Here is a 16,507-nt window from a genome sequence, read left to right on the forward strand (position 1 = left end):
TCCTCAACCTCAATGTAAATGGTACCGAGCTATACCAGCTACGTTGAATGGATGAAGTGCTCAAGCACAGCGTCTCGAATTTGATCCAAGTCCGTGGCTGTAAAACCCAATAATTCACGTTGTTCGTAGCGAACTTCGGGCGCGCCACGCTCCGCGCGGTCTTTCAATCCGAACTGGTGAACCCTGGCGATGTGGGAGATCCGCCCAGTGAAACCAACTGTCACGGCATTGCTATCGCCTCGGGCTTTCATGTACGTCGCGGTACGCAGCTTTTTGAACATCTCAACCTTGCGCCGGATGCGGCCTTGCTTGCCGCGCAAGTCCCGCTTTTTCCGTGGTGCGAACTTGCTGCCATCCGGGTTGTGCTGTGTCAGTACCCGCTTTTGCTGGCTGCGCCGCAGTTCCTGGCCGATGGAGCGGGCAAGTTGATTGCGGGCTGCTGGCTGCAGTTGGTCCAGCAGCCCAGACGCCCAGGTCTCCAGCGCTTCAAGCTTATTTGTCATCTGGAACTATCCATTCGCTGGCGTTGCCTTGGGAACCTGGCACCCAATTCGGATCGAGGTAACCCGCCACTCGCTGCGGCTCGCCGGCATGCTTCACGGTCGTGTTGCCTTGAGCATCGGTGCCTACCACCACCCGCTCTGTCAGGCGCAATGTGAGGCCGAGATCTACCTTGTCTTTATCAAGAATGTCGGCTTCGAACTGAATACCGGTTTGCATTTTTTCGTAGTTTTCGAGCAGCTCCGGTTGGTTGATGCTGATCCACCCCAGCACGGGCAGCATCACGCTGTCAGGGTGCCCCGCGAAGGCGGTAAAGATGATCTGCAGATCGTAGCTGTACTCAAAAGAAAGGGTTGCCGCAGCGGTGCAGCGGACCTTGCCGTTGTCGATGAAGATCAGCAACAGGTCGGGGTTGTGCTGCAGCTCGGCAACGGTGGCCAGCAGGTGAGCGCGGAGGCTCTCAGGTTTGTTCATGGGTTGGCCCGCTGGTGTTTGTAAACCATGTCGACCTGGGCGGCGCAAGCGGCCCAGGCGGCTTCGGCGCGGTCTTCGTCGGTGAGTAGGTCGCCGTTATTGGCTGGGCTTGTCGCCGGCAGCTGGCACGGCACCACGGCCGGACAGCCAGTCACGGTAAGCTGCGGCGCCGGTGAGGGCGGGGCGCTCGCGCAGCCGGCGAGCAGCGTCAGGCAGAGGCTGAATAGCCCAGTTGCGTAGTTCGGCGTTTTCAAGTTTCAGTTCCTCTATGGTTCGTGCGCGCTTTGCCAGGGCCTGGCGCAGTTGGTCCTGCTGGGCGCGCAGAGCGGACTGGCTTTCGCGCTCTTGCTTCAGGGTGGCGGTTAGCGTGGTGGCGGTCGCCAGATTGCGGTCGGCGTCGTCGCGGGCCGTCTTGGCTGCACTCTTTGCCAGGTCTGCTTGGCTTTGGGCGGTGTTAATGCGCTGTTGCTGGCCCCAGATCAGCAGCGCCAGGGCACCGAGCAGGGCAATGCCGTACAGGGCCTGGCGCAGGGTGCTCACGCGCGGTACCAGCCGAGTTTGTTCATAGCTGCGGCATCGAGCTGCTTGATCGGGCCGCGTACGATCACGGCCCTGGCGTTGTTCATCAGCTGGATGCATTCGGCCAGCCGAAGCATGTCGTCTTGTTCGGTCGATTCCGGGACCACCAGCAGATCCCCGTCCCGCACGCGGAGTTTCTTCACTGCTTCGAAGTCAATCATGCCGCCACCCCTTGTCCGCACTCACAGCCAGCGTGCCGTTCATAGGCGCGCTGCAGCTTGGTGTCGTAAAGATTCCGCAGGTAATCCGGCCCGTTGTAGATCCGGGCAAACTCGGCCCATTTGCGGGCTTTCAGCGCCTTGTGCAGCACCGGGTCGGTTTCAATGAAGCGCGTGAAAGCGTCGAACTGCTGCGATTCGCCGGCACTCATTGCTGCCACGAAGTCGTGCACGCTCGCGTAGCCAAGGCGCTCCCAGTGACATCCCATGATCTGGAAAGCGCCCCAGGATGCGGATTCAAGTGCGGCTGTGTCGTCGATCAGGCGGGCCATGGCCAGGCGTTGGTGCTCGGCGGTACCGCCGATATAACCACCGGCCTTCGGGTTGACCAGGGCGGGGTTGGTCGCGGCGAGTTCGTCGGCATGGCGCTTGATCTCTGCGGGGTCATCGCCCGTGTGTCGAACCTTGGCAAGCTGGCGGTACATAACGTGCCGTTCGAACAGGATGACCGGCTTGCCATTGTCGAGGAAGCCTTTGCCCTTGGACTCGACCTCGTTGACCGCGTAGATGCTTGCCAGCGGCACGTCCAGGCGTTCGGCTGCGACGACGAGGTCGCTGTTGCGAAGCAACTGGGCGCAGTCACCGCCGGCCAGGCTGGCCTGGGTCTTGGTGCCGGCGACGCCATCGGCTACCAGACCAACTTTCACCTGGTACGCACGGACGGCCGTCTCTGTAGCGTCACCATAGTGGCCGTCGGGCACCAGTTTGGCGCCGTTTCTGTTGAGGTTCTTTTGCAGGATAAGCACCGCCTGCGAGCGGTCGCCATGGCGAAGGGTGGTGGTCATGCGCTGGGCCTCAGCAGGGCGGCGACGTTGCCGCGTGAACGGAAAATCAGGGTGCAGAGCAATACGATGGAGACGGCTTGCCAGAGGCTGGTGGGCTGGCGGTACAGCAGAATTTCCAGACCGCAGATGCACAGCGCGGAGCCGAACAGGCTGGCGAGTAGTGAGATGCTGCGCCGGTACCGGGATGCGCCTCGGGTGTAGCAGGCCAACCGGAAGGCGCTCAGCAAGTAGGCGATTGCCGTGATCAGTTGCACGGCCAGTTCGATGTTTGGCATGTCAGCTGCCCCCTCGGATACGACGCCAGATGTCCCAGATGTCCGCTTTTTCCACCCACACCATCAGCTTGATGCTGATCGGGATGACCACCAAGGCGCAGACAAATGCACCGCCGCCGCTGGTGATGAACGGGAGGGCTTGCAGGGCCATCGGCGCGAACAGATAGCCCACGCCGGCCGACAGAAACAGCGAGCCCAGCCGCTGCCAGACCTTGAGGTCATGCTTGGTGCTGGTCACCAGCCATGCGCCGAGGATTGCGCCAAACAGCGCCTCGCCGTCGATAATCGGCGTCACGGTTGCCAGGCCCAGGCCCATAAGCAGGCCGGTCACGGCGCTGGAAGTCGGATCAGCCATGGTGTGGGTTTCCTTGGTTGCAGGGAGTCAGTCCCATAGGTTCACCATCTGCCGCTGGGGCGCGCTGGTTTGGGCTTCGGGCATGTTGACGGGGAGGCCGTGCGGCAAGATGGGGCCGTGATCAGCCAAGCCGGGATTCGCCTGTAGCACCGCTTCGGTGACGCCCGCGGTTCGGCCGTAATACCGCCAACACAGCGCGTCGACGGTTTCGTTTTGATTGGCGCGGATGGTGGCGGGCATCAGATCAGCTCCACGGTGGTGCGGTTTTTTCCGAGAAAATCACGGACTGCCCAGCGCAGGTCGCGGCGGTAGTCGTCGATGGTGGGTGCAGTCTCTTCGGTCTTGGCATTGCCGGAGTTGGTGGCGCTGTAGTCGCGGTAACGCTCGCACACCTCGGCACCGGTAGCGGCTTCGATGGCGCGACGGTAGAGATGAGCCTGTACCGACACACCTTTGATGCGATCACCAGGGACGTCGGCCAGCGTCGCGTAGCCAGCGGCTTGCTGAGTCGCTCGCCAGTCACTTAACTCGCGATTGAGGTCGATGGCGGCAGAGATCACGGCGGTTTCCAAGCGGGCCGGGGTGACGCTGGCGTCGATGCGCAGGGTGGCGCGCAGGTTGTCCAGGTCAATCGACGGCCAGAACGGGTCGGTGTTGATATGCCCACCGATAACTGGGCCGCTGGCTACAAATGCGCTCATGACTGCACTCGAAAATAGATCGCCGGTGGTCGGGGCTTCACGTTCAGGAGGAGCGGCCTGGCCAATCCGCCCCGAGCCGGCGGGGTGCGTGGGGACGCTCAGTTAGCTGCTGGAGCAGCGTATTTTTTGAGGAGACGCTCGACGCGCTCCAAATCCTTTTTGCCGCCGCAGTTGCTGTGCAGGTCGATGGCTTTGCTCAGATGAGCCTTTGCCAGTACCAGAAAACCAACGTCTGTTTGCGTGAGGTTTTCGTTTGGAACCTTTGCAGCGTTTTCCTTACCGATTGCCAGGTGCAGCTTGGCGCGGGCTTGGTCGGGCATGTCTTGTTCGGCGGTGATACGGGCGGCTTGTTCTAGAATCCACAACGGGAAGCCTTCGCCAGCTTTCTGCGCTTTGAGCGCGGCCTCGGCGATTTCCTCGGCGATCAAGGTGCCCGTTGTGCGTTCGAAGCGGTCCGGCATTTTCAAACCGTGCTTGATGACGTATTCGGCGATTTGCAGTGCACCGGGATACCCGCCGGCATCTATGCACCAGAGCATGATGGTGGTGAGTACTTCATCTTGGGCACCGTTGCCGGCGTCCAGCACGCCTTGCACATAGGGCTCGTACTCGGGGATCAGCAACGCCTTGAGTTCGGCTTTGCCCTGGTTGGACTGCACCTGCTTGAGACGTGCGCGGTGTTGGGCCAGTTGGGCAAGTTGATGCTCGTACGCAGTGGCGCCTTCCATTGAAGTGGCCGGCGCAGTTGCAGCGGCCTCAATGGCTGCGCGTTTGCGCAGCTGGTTGCGTTGGGCTGGTGTCTGGTGCATGGCGCGCCTCTTAAGCCTCAGTCTGTTCTGGAGACCCAGCTGGCTCTGGAGCCTCAGTCTGTTCTGGAGACCCAACTGGCTCTGGAGCCTCTGTCGGTACTGGGTAGCTGACGGCTGTGATGCCCTCCACAAGGGCGACCAGGCCGAAGTCTTCGATGACGTAGGCTTCGTTCGACGACTGGTAGTCGGCGATGCGATCCAGCTCGGGTTCGTCTTTCAGGTGACGGCGACGGGCACCGTTTTGGTAGTAAATCGACAGGTTGCTGAGGGTGGTGATCAGCACGGTGTTGTCCGGGAAGAACGGAGCGTCGACCACTGGCAGGCCACCCAAGCGGGCTCGGCTGACGATCTCTTGAGCCGCGTTCTCTTCCTGGTTGGAGTCCGCCCCCTTTTCCACGGCTGCGAGCAATTTGCTGTGCATTAGGTTGCGGGAAACCATAACGCGCAGGTCCGGGCGGTTGCGGTGCCATGGGTCGAGCATCTGGATGGCGTCGAACACCAGACCGTCGAGGTTGGCGTAATCACCCTCGAATACAGTGTCGACGCCCGCAACCTTGATGACTTTGCGTGGGCCGATGGTGGCAGCGTCAAGCACGCGGTCACCTGCGCTCACGCGGATCTTTTCCAGCCAACCGATGTTGACGTCTTGCAACAGAGGGTTGGCCGCACGGTTGGTGGTCGCAGCGGCGCTGGTGCCGTTGAAACCGATCATGATGCGGTCCAGGGCCTGGCGCAGGATGATCGCGTTGCTCAGCTTGACTTGGAAGTCAGGGAACTTAGCCCAGGCATCCAGCAGGGCATAGGGAAACGCGCTGTCGAAGTTCGTCTGCTTGCAGACGTAGCTGTCTTTGCTCAGCGTGCTACGGCTCAGCGGGCTGCGGCGGGTGCCACCGGAAGTATCAGTGCGGCTTGCAACCGGACCATTGACCCCCAGCAGCAGGGCCTCGCCTGACTGCTCGTCGACGCCAATGATGTTGATCTGTTTCAGGAAACCATCAGACTCCTGCACCGCAACTTCCAGTTTTTGCTGGATGCTCGGGTCAACGCTGAATTTTTCGTGGGCACTGGCTACGCCATTGAGCAGGGCGATCTGCACGGCCAGGGCGGCGAAGGCGAAGCGTGTTTCTTTACGCATGGGGGTGTTCTCCGGTGAATAGGCTTGTCGGTGTTGGCCGTGGATCAGTAAGCAGTCAGTACGGTGCCGTCGCCGCCAGTGCTGAGTGGTCGCTGTTGTTGGCTGAGGTCAGCGGTTTGGCCGAGCTTGGTTTTGAGCGTTTTCAGCTCGGTATCCAGTCCGGTGAACTGCTTTTTAAGGTCCGCCAGCGCTGTACTTGAGGCTTCGGCTTGCTCAGCCTGCTGGGTGGCGAGGGTTACCAGGCTTTCCAACGCTTCACCGATATCGGAGAAAGTGTTGGCGTCCTTGCCTTCCTTGTCCTTGCTCAGTTTGATGAACTCACCGAGCTTGGCCTTGATCGCTGCAAAAGCACTGGGCTGGTCGGTGACTTCTTCGAATTCAAGTTCGGCTTCTTCAGCGGCGCTGAACAGGTTGTCTTTGTCCTGTTTGCGACCGGCCAAGGTGCCGTGGATGGCACTGAAACTCAGAGCTTCCGTGCCCAGGCTGGCCGGGGTGTCGGTGATGGCGAGGCCGACCAGGTAGGCCTTGCCGCTGTCGGCAAACTTCGGCTGGATCTCGACCGAGGTGTAAACCTTCTGGCCTTTCTTGTTCAGGGCCAGTAATGCGTCGTTGGGTTCAAGTTGGGCGAATAGAGCCAGTTTCTTGATGCCGGCGATTTCGACCTCTTCCGCCTTGAGCGCCACGACGTCGCCATACGCGCCGAACTCGCCGCCGGGCCAGTAGCCCTTGATGTGCTCGCAGTTGATGCGAGCGCCATAGGTATTGGTGCTGTACTGGGAGGCCATATCGGCAATCCAGCTCTTTTCGATAATGCGGCCATCGGTGGTCGCGCCTTCAACGGCAATGCGAGTCCACTTGGAGCGGAATTTCTGTTTGGTGCTGCTAGCCATGGGGAGTCCTCAGTGCGATGGCGGCGAACTGCCGTTGCGATGTGGGCATGGTCGGTAGCTGCGGCCTCGCGGGCAACGAGCCGCACTTGTAGAGCGAGCCCCTACAGGGAGCGGAGCGGGTGTACCACGCGCGCGGGAGGCAGCATCTGCGCCATGAATGCTCTCGCTGAAATTCCCGTCCGTGATAACCGTCGCCAGGCAAAGTTTTTGTACTGGACCGGTTGGCGCATCACTGAAATTGCCGACTATCTGGATGAAAAAGAGAAGACCGTCCACAGCTGGAAGGCCCGTGACGATTGGGATAGGGCAGATAACGTCGAGCGTATCGGCGGAGCGTTGGAAGCGCGGTTGGTGCAGTTGATCCTGAAGGACGGCAAGACCAGCGGCGACTTCAAAGAAATTGACCTGCTCCACCGGCAGTTGGAGCGCCAGGCCCGTATTGAGCGGTTCCAAGGCGGCGGTACCGAGTCGGAGCTAAACCCGAAACTGAATGACCGCAACAGCGGGCCGAAGAAAAAGCCGAGCCGCAATGAGTTCAGCGAGGAGCATATCGAGCTGCTCACTCAGGCGTTTGTCGATGGGTGCTTCGGCTATCAGTTGGATTGGTACAAGGCGGGTAATCAGCGCACCAGGGCAATCCTGAAAAGCCGGCAGATCGGGGCGACTTTCTACTTCGCTCGGGAGGCGTTGATTGATGCCCTGACCACGGGCCGTAACCAGATTTTCCTGTCGGCGTCGAAGAATCAGGCTCACATTTTCAAGTCGTATATTCAGTCTTTTGCCAGGGAAGTCGTCGGCGTTGAGCTGACTGGCGATCCCATCACGCTGGCGAATGGCGCCGAGCTGCACTTCCTGGGCACCAATGCTCGCACCGCCCAGGGCTACCACGGCAATTTCTACTTCGACGAATTTTTCTGGACGTTCAAGTTCAAGGAACTGAACAAAGTCGCCTCGGGTATGGCGATGCAAAAGCAATACCGCCGTACCTACTTCAGCACGCCGTCGAGCATGGCTCACGAGGCATATACGTTCTGGACGGGTGAGCGATTCAACAAGGGCAAACCCGCTGCCAACCGTATTTCAGTCGATGTTTCCCACGATGCCCTGCACCAGGGGCGGTTGTGCGAGGACAAGGTGTGGCGGCAGATCGTCACGATTCTGGACGCTGAGCAGCGCGGCTGTGATCTGTTCGACCTTGAAGAACTGCGCCAGGAGTATGACGCCGAGGCCTTCCAGAACCTGCTGATGTGCCAGTTTGTGGACGACGGGGCGAGCATCTTTCCTCTGTCGATGTTGCAGTCGTGCATGGTGGACAGCTGGGTTAACTGGGCCGAGGACTACAAACCATTGGCGCCGCGCCCGCTTGCAGACCGCCAGGTGTGGTTGGGCTATGACCCGGCCGAAACGGGCGACAGCTCTGGTCTGGTGGTCGTAGCGCCGCCGATGGTGCCGGGCGGTAAGTTCCGGGTCATTGAGCGGCACCAGTTCCGGGGCATGGATTTCGCGGCGCAGGCTGAGTCCATCCGCATGGTGACCCAGCGCTATTGGGTGACCTATATCGGCATCGACGTAACAGGCATGGGTTCGGGCGTGGCGCAGCTGGTGCGGCAGTTCTTCCCCGGACTGACGACGTTCAGCTATTCGCCAGAGGTGAAGTCGCGCCTGGTTATGAAAGCCTATGACGTGATCAACAAAGGTCGACTGGAGTTCGACGCCGGCTGGACGGACTTCGCGCAATCACTGATGGCGATCCGTAAAACCATCACCGCCAGCGGCCGGCAGTTTACCTATACCGCTGGACGTAGCGAATCAACCGGCCACGCCGACCTGGCCTGGGCACTTTTCCATGCACTACACCACGAACCGCTCGAAGGGCAGACCGCTGCCAATACCGGGCGGATGGAGCTTTTTTGATGAGTACAAACAATGAGGTGGCTGTTGCCACGGAACAGGCCGTGAGTGAGCACAAGTCGGTGGCGTTCACGTTCGGCGAGCCGGAGTCGGTGTTATCGGCCAGGGAGATATTCGACTCGTTGGAGTGTTGGTTTAACGGGCGTTGGTATGAGCCGCCGTTGTCGCTGGATGGACTGGCCCGGTCGGTTAAGGCCAGCGTTCATCTCGACTCGGGGTTGCGGTTCAAGCGCAACCAACTGACCCGCACGTTCATACCGCACAAGCTGCTGAGCCGGCAGGCGTTTGACCAGTACGCACAGGACTACTTGGCACTCGGCAATGGTTATATCGAGGCGCGGCGATCATTGCTGGGCACGCCTGTGGCTCTCAAGCCCTCGCTGGCGAAGTACATGCGGGTAGGCAAGGACGAGCGATTTTTTCAAGTGCATGGCTGGAAGCATGAACACGAATTTGACCAGGGCAGCATTTTTCATTTGCGTGAGCTGGATCTACACCAAGAAATTTACGGGTTGCCGGAATGGCTCTGCGCGCTGCAGTCGGCGTTGTTGAATCAGTCAGCGACGTTATTTCGCCGCAAGTATTACGAGAACGGTAGTCACGCTGGTTTCATCCTGTACATGACGGACGCGGCGCAAAACGAGTCCGACATCGAGGACTTACGCGTCGCGCTGAAAAACTCCAAAGGCCCAGGCAATTTTCGCAACTTGTTCGTGTACGCGCCGAACGGGAAGAAGGAAGGCATCCAACTGATCCCGGTGAGCGAGGTGTCGGCTAAAGACGAGTTCAACTCGATCAAGGATCAGACTGAGGGCGATGTGCTGGCTGCGTTGCGGGTTTATCCCCAACTGATGGGCATCGTGCCGAAAAATGCGGGGGGCTTCGGCTCGCCGAAGGAAGCGGGGGAGGTCTGGGCTACCCTGGAACTGGAGCCTATCCAGACGCGGCTGGCCCTGCTGAATGATTGGATCGGTGAGGAGGTGGTGAGGTTCAAACAGTTTGAGATTGTGGTGGGAGAGAAAGCCCCCGCTTGATATCCACAGACGCAAACTCAGCACAGCAAAAAGCCGCTTTTCAGCGGCTTTTTTCTTTGATGCGTTTGTATGGTCGTGTCAGTCAGCTTCTACTTCTAACTCAACGGAGACGAGCAGCTCGGCAGGCAAGGCTACTTTTGAGATCAGCGCCAAATGGTACTCTTGCGCATCATCCTCAGCCCAAAGCCGGTCCTCAAGGTTGTTTAATTCCTCTTGGGTCTTGATAGCTTCAAGATCCGCTGTGAGCATTTGATAGTAGTAAACATGCAAACCAAGAGCTAAAGCATTGGACATCTGACGCTGCCAGAAGAACTTACCTTCACCCGTTTGCTGATTGTCTGACAAAATCACATCGTATCGATCAAGGATGTAATTGAAGAATACCTTCTGAGCTACGTCTCTCAGAACTGCCGCATGCTGAGCGTCAGGTGAGCGCCAGACAAGATTCTGTGTTGCCGGTCGGCAATTCAGATCGACAATGTTGGAAATGGCTACGCGGTTGTAGTAAACCACGGCCTTGACCACGTCGTTGATCAAGGCAATCTCGAACTCATCGCTAGACGGCCGTACACGATGATCCACCCGGAGCAGGCGATAGCCAGGCGCCAGAATACACTGAGCGTCTGCGCTGATATCGGTGGTGCGTTCAGCATTCGTAAGCAAATCGTATAGATGCGAGTTTTCGACCGACCGCATCAGATGTGCGAACGTTTTACGAATCTCGGTGTGTTGAACGATTAGCTTAGGCATAGCTACCAACGAAAAATGAAGGTTTTTCTGTTCGATCAAGCTAACAAAAGACTGCTATTTACACAAGTAAATGCAAGCAAACACGACGAAGTGCAAGCCGAAGCGCCCGTCGAAGCTGTCATTGAAGTCACCGCCGAATGCCCATCCGCAAAGCCCTCCCTAAGAACATCAGAGCAGGTAGCCCTATTTTGGTGCGTTGAATCGTGCCAGTGACGTGCTACACGTCGAACCGGCCTGCTTGCCCTGGCGCGCGCCGTCGTCCCCCCACCTCGCCTGCGGGCTAAATGGGTCGTTTTTTCTGCGCACCTGCGTACCACTCTCGACAGCGTAGGCTGGGGGCTTGCTTGGCGTTTTAGAGAGGGCAGAAAACCTGCGGAATCCTGCGAAGGTGGATGTTTTTAGCAACGCTCATAAGCACGCGCACACAGCTGAATTCAGTAGGTGCCTCGGGAAAAAGGTTAGTTTTTTATTGAGGGGGGTGTTGTGACTTGGAAGGCCCGTGTTTGTTGGGCTTGAGACCTAACTTTGATGGGTTAGGTTGGGTTAGGTCAAAGGTTATTAATTCGTAAGCTGTTGTTTTTAAAGGAATTAATATATTGAATATTTAACGCTAATAAAGGTTAGGAAATAACCAGACCTAACCAAAAAGCTAACCTTGCCAACCATTCGAAAAGCCATAACAAACAAGGCTTTCAAGGCGCTCTGAAAAAAACTAACCCTCCTAACCTCTTTCCCGTGGGTCAACATGAAAACGCGAGAGGTGCCTAGGGCGGGCTGCTTTTGAAGCTGTGTGCGGGATTGCGCAGTACTCACGACCTTTGCGTTCACGCGCCCACACTCGCGCTCACACAGCGTCAGATATTTACGTTTACATGGGATGTTGGAATCGGGGCGATAGGCATTGGCGATCAGTACCATGGCGCAACATCAAGCGTGCCTTCTGACTCGAACGATAAAGTCGCTCACCTGCGCCCGTGTCAGGCAATTCAACTTCCCGAAGGTCTCCAGGTGCTGAACCATTGCTTCATGACTGCCGGGTTGCCGGGCGATCATGCGACGGCAGGTCTTTTCCAGAATCAATCGCGCCATTTGCGGGTTCTCGACCCTCGTCGCATCGAAGGCCAGCGCGATGGCAGTGGCTAGCTCACCCAGATCCCGGTCCTTGCGTTGCAGCGCCCTGAGCGCATTCATCTGCCGTGCGGTGATGGGGAGCGACACGTCTCTCGTCCTTAGCGATCATGCTCAGCCATTATCAAGGGTAATGGTAGACCAGGCTCCTGGGGTCTGGTTTCCGCCAAGCGCAAAAAAGCCCGTCGGAGCGGGCCTTGATGTGGGGGGCCATTGAACATAGGGCGCGTTCTATTCACCCGTCAGCAAATGCCACAATCGACCGAAGCGGGCGGTGTTATAAGACGCGTAAGGGGCAATGGATGAGGCATCCACCCAGTAATGAAAGCTAGCCGTACAAAAATTGAACTCAGCCCCTAGCTCACTGCGTGTGATTGGCATTAAAGCTGATTCTAGAGGCAAACCAAACGCATACCAGTGAAGTGAAGATCTCTAGTATTTCTTTAGGCTGGGTTGATTCCGCGTACTCCGGGCCGCAGGCTTTCTTCAGGTATTGAGAGAGCGGAAGCAACTCCACACTACCTATTTTGAAGTCGATATTGTGACTGAGCTTATTCCGAAGGTTGTTCATATGCTTGATAGCGGGAATGGAGTTGTACTTCTCCGGATAACCATCTGTAGCAAGAAGCGACACTTTCTGCCCAAACGACTGCCTAGAGGAATCCCAGTCCAGCTTGGGGTATTGGGATTTCAGGTACTCATCAAGGTAGTGCTCAATGATGAGGTGGCAGGACAAAAAATAACCAATTAACTCGTAGTTCAAGTTATCGAGGCGCTGCCAAGTGATTTTGCCATCGCGGGTTTCACCGACTAGAGGAGGAAGGCTCATCTTGTTCATAGAAGGACTCAATTTTTGATTCTGCGGCCGGCACCGCTTGGTGCGGGGCTGTTGGGGAACTCGGCATCATGGACTCCGGAGACGCCTTATCAAACTGGCTGAATTGGCGTAAATTAATTTATGGGCGATCCTGCTTCTTCAGCTTGGCTAAGCCTTGTTTGATGTGGCCTGCATTCTCACCAAGCGTTTGAAGGGCGCCACGGACGTTTCCACCAGTCGTCAATTCGCCACGCTCTTCTGTCCATAACACCAGCTCCATTAACGCCGCCTCTAACGCCAGTTGGTTCTCATACATCCTTTCCAGCACATCCGCTAGTGAGTATTCGCTCGCCATCAATATCGCCCTGGTTCCTAAAGCTTGAAGCATAGCATTTTCCAATCCATCACGGATAACGCTGGTGGTTTTGCGCGAGACTGGCAACAATCGACTTGAAGCGATGTTTGCTGAGAGCAGTTAATCGTAATAACCATGTGATTGTCGTCAAAATTTTTACCAGTAACACAGTAACAATCCTCATTTCGGTAGAAACAAAGAGATCCGGCACATTGAGTGGCGGGTTCACTCTGACCTAAATGAAAGCAGTGCGATAAAAACCTAAATTGAGACGCGCTTGATCAACTCATCTCTTATGGCTGACTGAATGCGTAGAAAATTAGGTCCAGCCCTAGAAGCACCAAATACCATCAGCTGTTTACCACTAAACTTTACAGGTCTTTTTTTCGCAGAGAGCTCTCGTAACAATAAAGCAAACAGAGATTTCCCCCGAACGAGCTTGGCATATTCAGCACGCGTTCTAACGTAAAAATCTTCAGGATATTTTTCTCCTTCCTTCAACTCCAAGTCCGCTTCGTAGAAACCAGGTTCACCTAACACCTGTTGAGGATGAGTCCGAAACCTTCCTACGCCCCCCTCAAAATGTCGGAACACAGCTAACGCATACCATCTAATAAAACGATCTAGCCCTGATTCAAATCGGGCTCGTTCTTCAACAGTTAGAATCCCCTCCAGCGCACCGTCCAAATAAAGATCATTTTCAATAGAATATCCATTGGTGGTGATAAGCTTAGTTCCATACCGCCCCTCTTCAGGAGGAGCATGAACCCAAAGATCTTTATCAACTACGAACAAGACCGTTGCTGATATGGGGTTGGCTTGTATTTTTTCATAAAGGCTTAGAACTATGCCTTTATCACCAGCAGGGAGCATGTCCACACCCAAGTCTTTGAGGTTGTCTTCCACGTACCGGTAGAATATTATGTCGTCCTTGCCTTCAACAAGAACAGTGGGCAGCGAAGTCCTTTTCAGAGTCTCGAAAAGTTCCTCGACTGTCGGCCTAGGTTTTTCAGAGCTCATAGTTATTCTCCCTTGTCCCATCCAATAGCGACTTCCTTGTCAGGATATTTTGCGTATATAAAGGGCGAATGCGTTGCGAAGATGAACTGGTTGCTAGACCCCTGTGATTGAAGAATTTGATATAGTTGTCGCTGCCAATCAACATGCAGACTTAATTCCGGCTCATCAATAAATATGACGGCATTTTTGTAAAATGCGTTATAACAGATGAAGCTTAACATCTGTTTTTCGCCTGCGGACAGTACATCGCTGTTTACTGCAGCCGCCGCATCACCGAAATTTAGTCGCTTACCGAAAGAGATGCCAGAATGATTAAAGAGCTTCTCGACGAGAGCTCTCATTGCATCTAGTGGCTGCATTGTCTTAGATCTAAATTCTTCAATCTTTTCGATTTCCGCGCGTGTTTCGGAGAGTAATGCGTCCGCAGCTTGTTGAGCACTTTGCGTGTTTTCGTACTGTCGAATTTTTTGAATAACGCTTCTCGAAACTTTTTCTTGATACGCGTTTACTTCTTCCGAGAAAGAAGCATACCGTTTAAGCAGCAAAGTGATTACATCTTGAGTTGAGATCGCCGAAACAAACAGATGCTCGTTATTGCTCAGTTTTCTAGATAGAGAACTCAACGCTTCATCTATTTCAGATTCTCCTCTTGCAGACGCCCTCGTCCTCACGGGGCCTGAGGAGGACATCGTAAATCCACCCTCTATTCGTCTGAAGGTAGGAAAGAAAATAGAGCTACCTCTTGTAACCAAGATCGCGTTCGCTTTCTCTTCGGCCGCATCCGCAAACGGATTGTCTTCATCCTGTTCATCTTCTATGAGGTAACGATCGCCATCAATCTCCATTTCAACTTTGCACTGCACGTCGCCTAGCCTAATTACCGTACAAATGTATTCAGTCGTGGCGATGGTGAAAGACTTGAAGTTTATCTCGCGGAGAGCATTTAAAATATTTCCGCTCATCACGAACCAAGCCAATTTCATGGCTGTGGTCTTCCCCGAGCCGTTACGCCCTGTAAGGATATTGAGGTCCGGATTAAGCGTATAGCTGCGAACTCCTGGCTTTCCGAACAACCCAACTACCGATATAGATTTAATTTGCAAGCGCTGCACTCCCTTATAGTCTTGCATTTAACTAAGTTGGCTTTTTTCGATATCAGTGAAATTTGACCCACTTCCTGAAGGCACCACCACCTAGCGGTTGGAGGATGAATGGCTTGCGGAAACTCGTCAATTGCTAAAAATGAAATTGCAGGTCGAGCTTACAGGGAGGGGGCCCCCGCTGAGCTGTTCGACGTGCCTTTGCCTTCAGATCTGATCGGGGAGGAGCCAGGCTGCTATGGCCGATTGCCGCCCGTTGTGAGTGGCAAGGCCCCATGGGTTGCGGTGATGTTGGTACAAAAGTGGTACGCAGTCTTCAGGGCGGCTCTGTAGCGCTCAGAATACGTGGCCTACGTTATTAGTAGATCCAATCCATCATGGGGGCGACGGAGAAGCGGCGGGAGGGCTCGGACCGTGAAAGGCTTGATTTTACTGGTGCTGAGACTTTTTCGGAATTCATTGATACTGATCTTTAATACAGCGGTTTTTACCCGTTTCCCCTTTTTTCTGAAATCGGTTGCTACGTTGTAGCGATCGAATTCGGCAACGTAGCAACTGAAAATGGGCACGATCACAGCACATAAGCGCGAGGACAACTCGACAGCCTACACGGCGCAGATACGGATCAATCGGGATGGCAAGACAGTTTATCAGGAAAGCCAAACCTTCGACCGTAAGCAGGTCGCCCAAGCCTGGATCAGCGTCGGGGGACGGAACTGGCTTATGAACGGTCGAATTTGACGGTTGGACGATCAAGAAGGTGATTGAGCGGTACCTGGATGAGTGCGAAAGGATCCGCCGCGTCTGATCAAAGCCAAAACTCAATTTCTATTAACAAGTACTCCGTCTTAGTTAATTAATTAGGTAGTTACTAGATATCGTCAGTCCCATTCTCCCTATTAAAAATACGAGCAAAATCAGGAAAAATATCCTGATGAAGCCGCTTCCATAGCGCAGCGCTAAGAAAACCCCAGTGAGTGAGCCTACGATATTGCAAGCCGCTACCACGCCGCCTACTGTCCATAAGACATTGCCAGATGGGACAAAAAAGATAAGGGCCGCACTAAATGTTCCCAAATTAACGAGCTTTGCAGAGGCTGATGCGTTTAAAAAGTCGAAACCAAAAAATTTGACAAAAACAAAAAGCAGAAGGCTTCCGCTGCCCGGTCCAAAAACGCCATCATAAAAACCAATGAGGCCGCCAAAAAAAATGCCTAATATAATCTGCTTTGTTCCGCAGTGTATGGCGTGACTGAATAAACCCAGGTTTTTTTCCGTAAAAGTATAAATGGCCATTGCTATAAGGATAAAAAAAACAACAAATTCCATCATCTGTTTTGGCACGATGGATACTGATGCGGCGCCAAGAAATGCAAATAAGAATGCTGAAAGCATGGTGGGTAGCATCAGTCTCCAAACTATTTTAATCCTTTTTAGGTATCTAAATATTGAGGATAGGTTTCCCGCCAAGACAGCTAATTTGTTAGTGCCAAAAACAGTAGCAAGTGATTGCTGAGGCAGGGCATGTAAAAGTGCTGGAATTTGTACAAGCCCACCACCGCCTACCGCCGCGTCTATCAATCCGCCGCAAAAGGCGAAAAAGCCCAAGACGATGAGAGCGTGGTCAAAATTCATACAGGGGATCCCTTCATATGCTCTAAACAGTGTTG

At 55.1% G+C, this 16,507-nt stretch carries 21 protein-coding genes and 2 pseudogenes; 3 read left to right on the forward strand and 20 right to left on the reverse strand.

All coding sequences use genetic code 11. The annotated features are described in order from the left end of the window. Nucleotides 1-38: 38 nt before the first annotated feature. The 13 genes and pseudogenes from TU75_RS12815 to TU75_RS12870 all read right to left on the reverse strand — a co-directional run bounded on the left by TU75_RS12815 (nt 39) and on the right by TU75_RS12870 (nt 6,722). Nucleotides 39-503, reverse strand: coding sequence for a phage virion morphogenesis protein (locus TU75_RS12815; protein WP_060549134.1), 465 nt, complete (start codon nt 501-503; stop codon nt 39-41). Beyond that, nucleotides 493-975, reverse strand: a complete 483-nt coding sequence (locus TU75_RS12820) for a phage tail protein (RefSeq protein ID WP_060549135.1) — start codon at nt 973-975, stop codon at nt 493-495. Before TU75_RS12820 ends, TU75_RS12815 begins: the two co-directional genes overlap by 11 nt. After that, nucleotides 972-1,157, reverse strand: a pseudogene (lysC, locus tag TU75_RS28050) (Rz1-like lysis system protein LysC); the annotation flags it as partial. The pseudogene lysC and the gene TU75_RS12820, both read right to left, overlap by 4 nt. Further along, nucleotides 1,072-1,515 (reverse strand): Rz-like lysis system protein LysB, encoded by a 444-nt coding sequence (lysB, locus tag TU75_RS12825; RefSeq protein WP_060549136.1) that lies wholly within the window; start codon nt 1,513-1,515, stop codon nt 1,072-1,074. The gene lysB and the pseudogene lysC, both read right to left, overlap by 86 nt. Beyond that, nucleotides 1,512-1,715: a hypothetical protein gene (locus TU75_RS12830; RefSeq protein ID WP_060549137.1), complete on the reverse strand. Its 204-nt coding sequence runs from the start codon at nt 1,713-1,715 to the stop codon at nt 1,512-1,514. Before TU75_RS12830 ends, lysB begins: the two co-directional genes overlap by 4 nt. Next, the gene (locus TU75_RS12835; RefSeq protein ID WP_060549138.1) at nt 1,712-2,557 is read right to left on the reverse strand and encodes an N-acetylmuramidase domain-containing protein; all 846 of its coding nucleotides are present in this window, start codon (nt 2,555-2,557) and stop codon (nt 1,712-1,714) included. The genes TU75_RS12830 and TU75_RS12835 overlap by 4 nt, the downstream gene beginning before the upstream one ends. Continuing rightward, nucleotides 2,554-2,832 (reverse strand): phage holin family protein, encoded by a 279-nt coding sequence (locus tag TU75_RS12840; protein ID WP_014717567.1) that lies wholly within the window; start codon nt 2,830-2,832, stop codon nt 2,554-2,556. The genes TU75_RS12835 and TU75_RS12840 overlap by 4 nt, the downstream gene beginning before the upstream one ends. Nucleotide 2,833: 1 nt before the next feature. Next, entirely contained in the window at nt 2,834-3,187 is a 354-nt protein-coding gene (locus TU75_RS12845; RefSeq protein ID WP_060549139.1) for a putative holin, read from the reverse strand. Nucleotides 3,188-3,214: 27 nt separating this feature from the next. Next, nucleotides 3,215-3,427, reverse strand: a complete 213-nt coding sequence (locus tag TU75_RS12850; protein WP_060549140.1) for a tail protein X — start codon at nt 3,425-3,427, stop codon at nt 3,215-3,217. After that, nucleotides 3,427-3,888, reverse strand: a complete 462-nt coding sequence (locus TU75_RS12855) for a head completion/stabilization protein (protein WP_060549141.1) — start codon at nt 3,886-3,888, stop codon at nt 3,427-3,429. The genes TU75_RS12850 and TU75_RS12855 overlap by 1 nt, the downstream gene beginning before the upstream one ends. 98 nt (nt 3,889-3,986) lie before the next feature. After that, the gene (gene gpM, locus TU75_RS12860; protein ID WP_060549142.1) at nt 3,987-4,697 is read right to left on the reverse strand and encodes a phage terminase small subunit; all 711 of its coding nucleotides are present in this window, start codon (nt 4,695-4,697) and stop codon (nt 3,987-3,989) included. Nucleotides 4,698-4,707: 10 nt separating this feature from the next. Further along, the gene (locus TU75_RS12865; protein ID WP_060549143.1) at nt 4,708-5,832 is read right to left on the reverse strand and encodes a phage major capsid protein, P2 family; all 1,125 of its coding nucleotides are present in this window, start codon (nt 5,830-5,832) and stop codon (nt 4,708-4,710) included. A 44-nt stretch (nt 5,833-5,876) separates the two neighbouring features. After that, nucleotides 5,877-6,722 carry a GPO family capsid scaffolding protein gene (locus TU75_RS12870; RefSeq protein ID WP_060549144.1) on the reverse strand — a complete coding sequence of 282 codons (846 nt, stop codon included), beginning with the start codon at nt 6,720-6,722 and terminating at the stop codon, nt 5,877-5,879. Between the two features lie 153 nt (nt 6,723-6,875). Between TU75_RS12870 and TU75_RS12875 the strand changes: the two genes are divergently transcribed. Together TU75_RS12875 and TU75_RS12880 are read left to right on the forward strand one after the other, a co-directional pair. Next, the gene (locus tag TU75_RS12875) at nt 6,876-8,636 is read left to right on the forward strand and encodes a terminase ATPase subunit family protein (protein ID WP_060549145.1); all 1,761 of its coding nucleotides are present in this window, start codon (nt 6,876-6,878) and stop codon (nt 8,634-8,636) included. After that, nucleotides 8,636-9,667 (forward strand): phage portal protein, encoded by a 1,032-nt coding sequence (locus tag TU75_RS12880; RefSeq protein ID WP_060549146.1) that lies wholly within the window; start codon nt 8,636-8,638, stop codon nt 9,665-9,667. The genes TU75_RS12875 and TU75_RS12880 overlap by 1 nt, the downstream gene beginning before the upstream one ends. 78 nt (nt 9,668-9,745) lie before the next feature. Here the strand turns inward: TU75_RS12880 and TU75_RS12885 are convergent, their stop codons facing one another. The 6 genes from TU75_RS12885 to TU75_RS12915 form a co-directional block, all read right to left on the reverse strand. Continuing rightward, nucleotides 9,746-10,456 carry a hypothetical protein gene (locus tag TU75_RS12885; protein ID WP_141719190.1) on the reverse strand — a complete coding sequence of 237 codons (711 nt, stop codon included), beginning with the start codon at nt 10,454-10,456 and terminating at the stop codon, nt 9,746-9,748. Nucleotides 10,457-11,344: 888 nt separating this feature from the next. Further along, nucleotides 11,345-11,635, reverse strand: coding sequence for a hypothetical protein (locus TU75_RS12895; protein ID WP_060549149.1), 291 nt, complete (start codon nt 11,633-11,635; stop codon nt 11,345-11,347). Nucleotides 11,636-11,906: 271 nt separating this feature from the next. Continuing rightward, on the reverse strand, nt 11,907-12,383 hold the full coding sequence (locus TU75_RS12900; RefSeq protein ID WP_060549150.1) for a hypothetical protein: 477 nt from the start codon (nt 12,381-12,383) through the stop codon (nt 11,907-11,909). A 118-nt stretch (nt 12,384-12,501) separates the two neighbouring features. Next, nucleotides 12,502-12,750: a hypothetical protein gene (locus TU75_RS12905; protein WP_060549151.1), complete on the reverse strand. Its 249-nt coding sequence runs from the start codon at nt 12,748-12,750 to the stop codon at nt 12,502-12,504. Nucleotides 12,751-12,978: 228 nt separating this feature from the next. Further along, nucleotides 12,979-13,737, reverse strand: a complete 759-nt coding sequence (locus TU75_RS12910; protein ID WP_060549152.1) for a DUF4435 domain-containing protein — start codon at nt 13,735-13,737, stop codon at nt 12,979-12,981. Nucleotides 13,738-13,739: 2 nt separating this feature from the next. After that, nucleotides 13,740-14,840, reverse strand: coding sequence for an AAA family ATPase (locus tag TU75_RS12915; protein ID WP_060549197.1), 1,101 nt, complete (start codon nt 14,838-14,840; stop codon nt 13,740-13,742). 558 nt (nt 14,841-15,398) lie between these two features. On the opposite strand from TU75_RS12915, the pseudogene TU75_RS28555 reads away from it, so the two are divergent. Next, nucleotides 15,399-15,636 (forward strand): annotated as a pseudogene (locus tag TU75_RS28555) (site-specific integrase); the annotation flags it as partial. Between the two features lie 53 nt (nt 15,637-15,689). Here TU75_RS28555 and TU75_RS12930 read toward each other — a convergent pair. Continuing rightward, the gene (locus TU75_RS12930; RefSeq protein ID WP_060549154.1) at nt 15,690-16,472 is read right to left on the reverse strand and encodes a sulfite exporter TauE/SafE family protein; all 783 of its coding nucleotides are present in this window, start codon (nt 16,470-16,472) and stop codon (nt 15,690-15,692) included. Between the last annotated feature and the right edge of the window lie 35 nt (nt 16,473-16,507).

It is taken from the genome of Pseudomonas poae, from assembly GCF_001439785.1.
Lineage (GTDB): Bacteria > Pseudomonadota > Gammaproteobacteria > Pseudomonadales > Pseudomonadaceae > Aquipseudomonas > Aquipseudomonas poae.

Bases quoted from the DNA above. Each gene is read 5' to 3' on its own strand.
- TU75_RS12815 (WP_060549134.1), bottom strand. From the start codon at position 503: ATGACAAATAAGCTTGAAGCGCTGGAGACCTGGGCGTCTGGGCTGCTG.
- TU75_RS12820 (WP_060549135.1), bottom strand. From the start codon at position 975: ATGAACAAACCTGAGAGCCTCCGCGCTCACCTGCTGGCCACCGTTGCC.
- TU75_RS12830 (WP_060549137.1), bottom strand. From the start codon at position 1,715: ATGATTGACTTCGAAGCAGTGAAGAAACTCCGCGTGCGGGACGGGGAT.
- TU75_RS12835 (WP_060549138.1), bottom strand. From the start codon at position 2,557: ATGACCACCACCCTTCGCCATGGCGACCGCTCGCAGGCGGTGCTTATC.
- TU75_RS12840 (WP_014717567.1), bottom strand. From the start codon at position 2,832: ATGCCAAACATCGAACTGGCCGTGCAACTGATCACGGCAATCGCCTAC.
- TU75_RS12845 (WP_060549139.1), bottom strand. From the start codon at position 3,187: ATGGCTGATCCGACTTCCAGCGCCGTGACCGGCCTGCTTATGGGCCTG.
- TU75_RS12850 (WP_060549140.1), bottom strand. From the start codon at position 3,427: ATGCCCGCCACCATCCGCGCCAATCAAAACGAAACCGTCGACGCGCTG.
- TU75_RS12855 (WP_060549141.1), bottom strand. From the start codon at position 3,888: ATGAGCGCATTTGTAGCCAGCGGCCCAGTTATCGGTGGGCATATCAAC.
- gpM (WP_060549142.1), bottom strand. From the start codon at position 4,697: ATGCACCAGACACCAGCCCAACGCAACCAGCTGCGCAAACGCGCAGCC.
- TU75_RS12865 (WP_060549143.1), bottom strand. From the start codon at position 5,832: ATGCGTAAAGAAACACGCTTCGCCTTCGCCGCCCTGGCCGTGCAGATC.
- TU75_RS12870 (WP_060549144.1), bottom strand. From the start codon at position 6,722: ATGGCTAGCAGCACCAAACAGAAATTCCGCTCCAAGTGGACTCGCATT.
- TU75_RS12875 (WP_060549145.1), top strand. From the start codon at position 6,876: ATGAATGCTCTCGCTGAAATTCCCGTCCGTGATAACCGTCGCCAGGCA.
- TU75_RS12880 (WP_060549146.1), top strand. From the start codon at position 8,636: ATGAGTACAAACAATGAGGTGGCTGTTGCCACGGAACAGGCCGTGAGT.
- TU75_RS12900 (WP_060549150.1), bottom strand. From the start codon at position 12,383: ATGAACAAGATGAGCCTTCCTCCTCTAGTCGGTGAAACCCGCGATGGC.
- TU75_RS12905 (WP_060549151.1), bottom strand. From the start codon at position 12,750: ATGCTTCAAGCTTTAGGAACCAGGGCGATATTGATGGCGAGCGAATAC.
- TU75_RS12910 (WP_060549152.1), bottom strand. From the start codon at position 13,737: ATGAGCTCTGAAAAACCTAGGCCGACAGTCGAGGAACTTTTCGAGACT.
- TU75_RS12930 (WP_060549154.1), bottom strand. From the start codon at position 16,472: ATGAATTTTGACCACGCTCTCATCGTCTTGGGCTTTTTCGCCTTTTGC.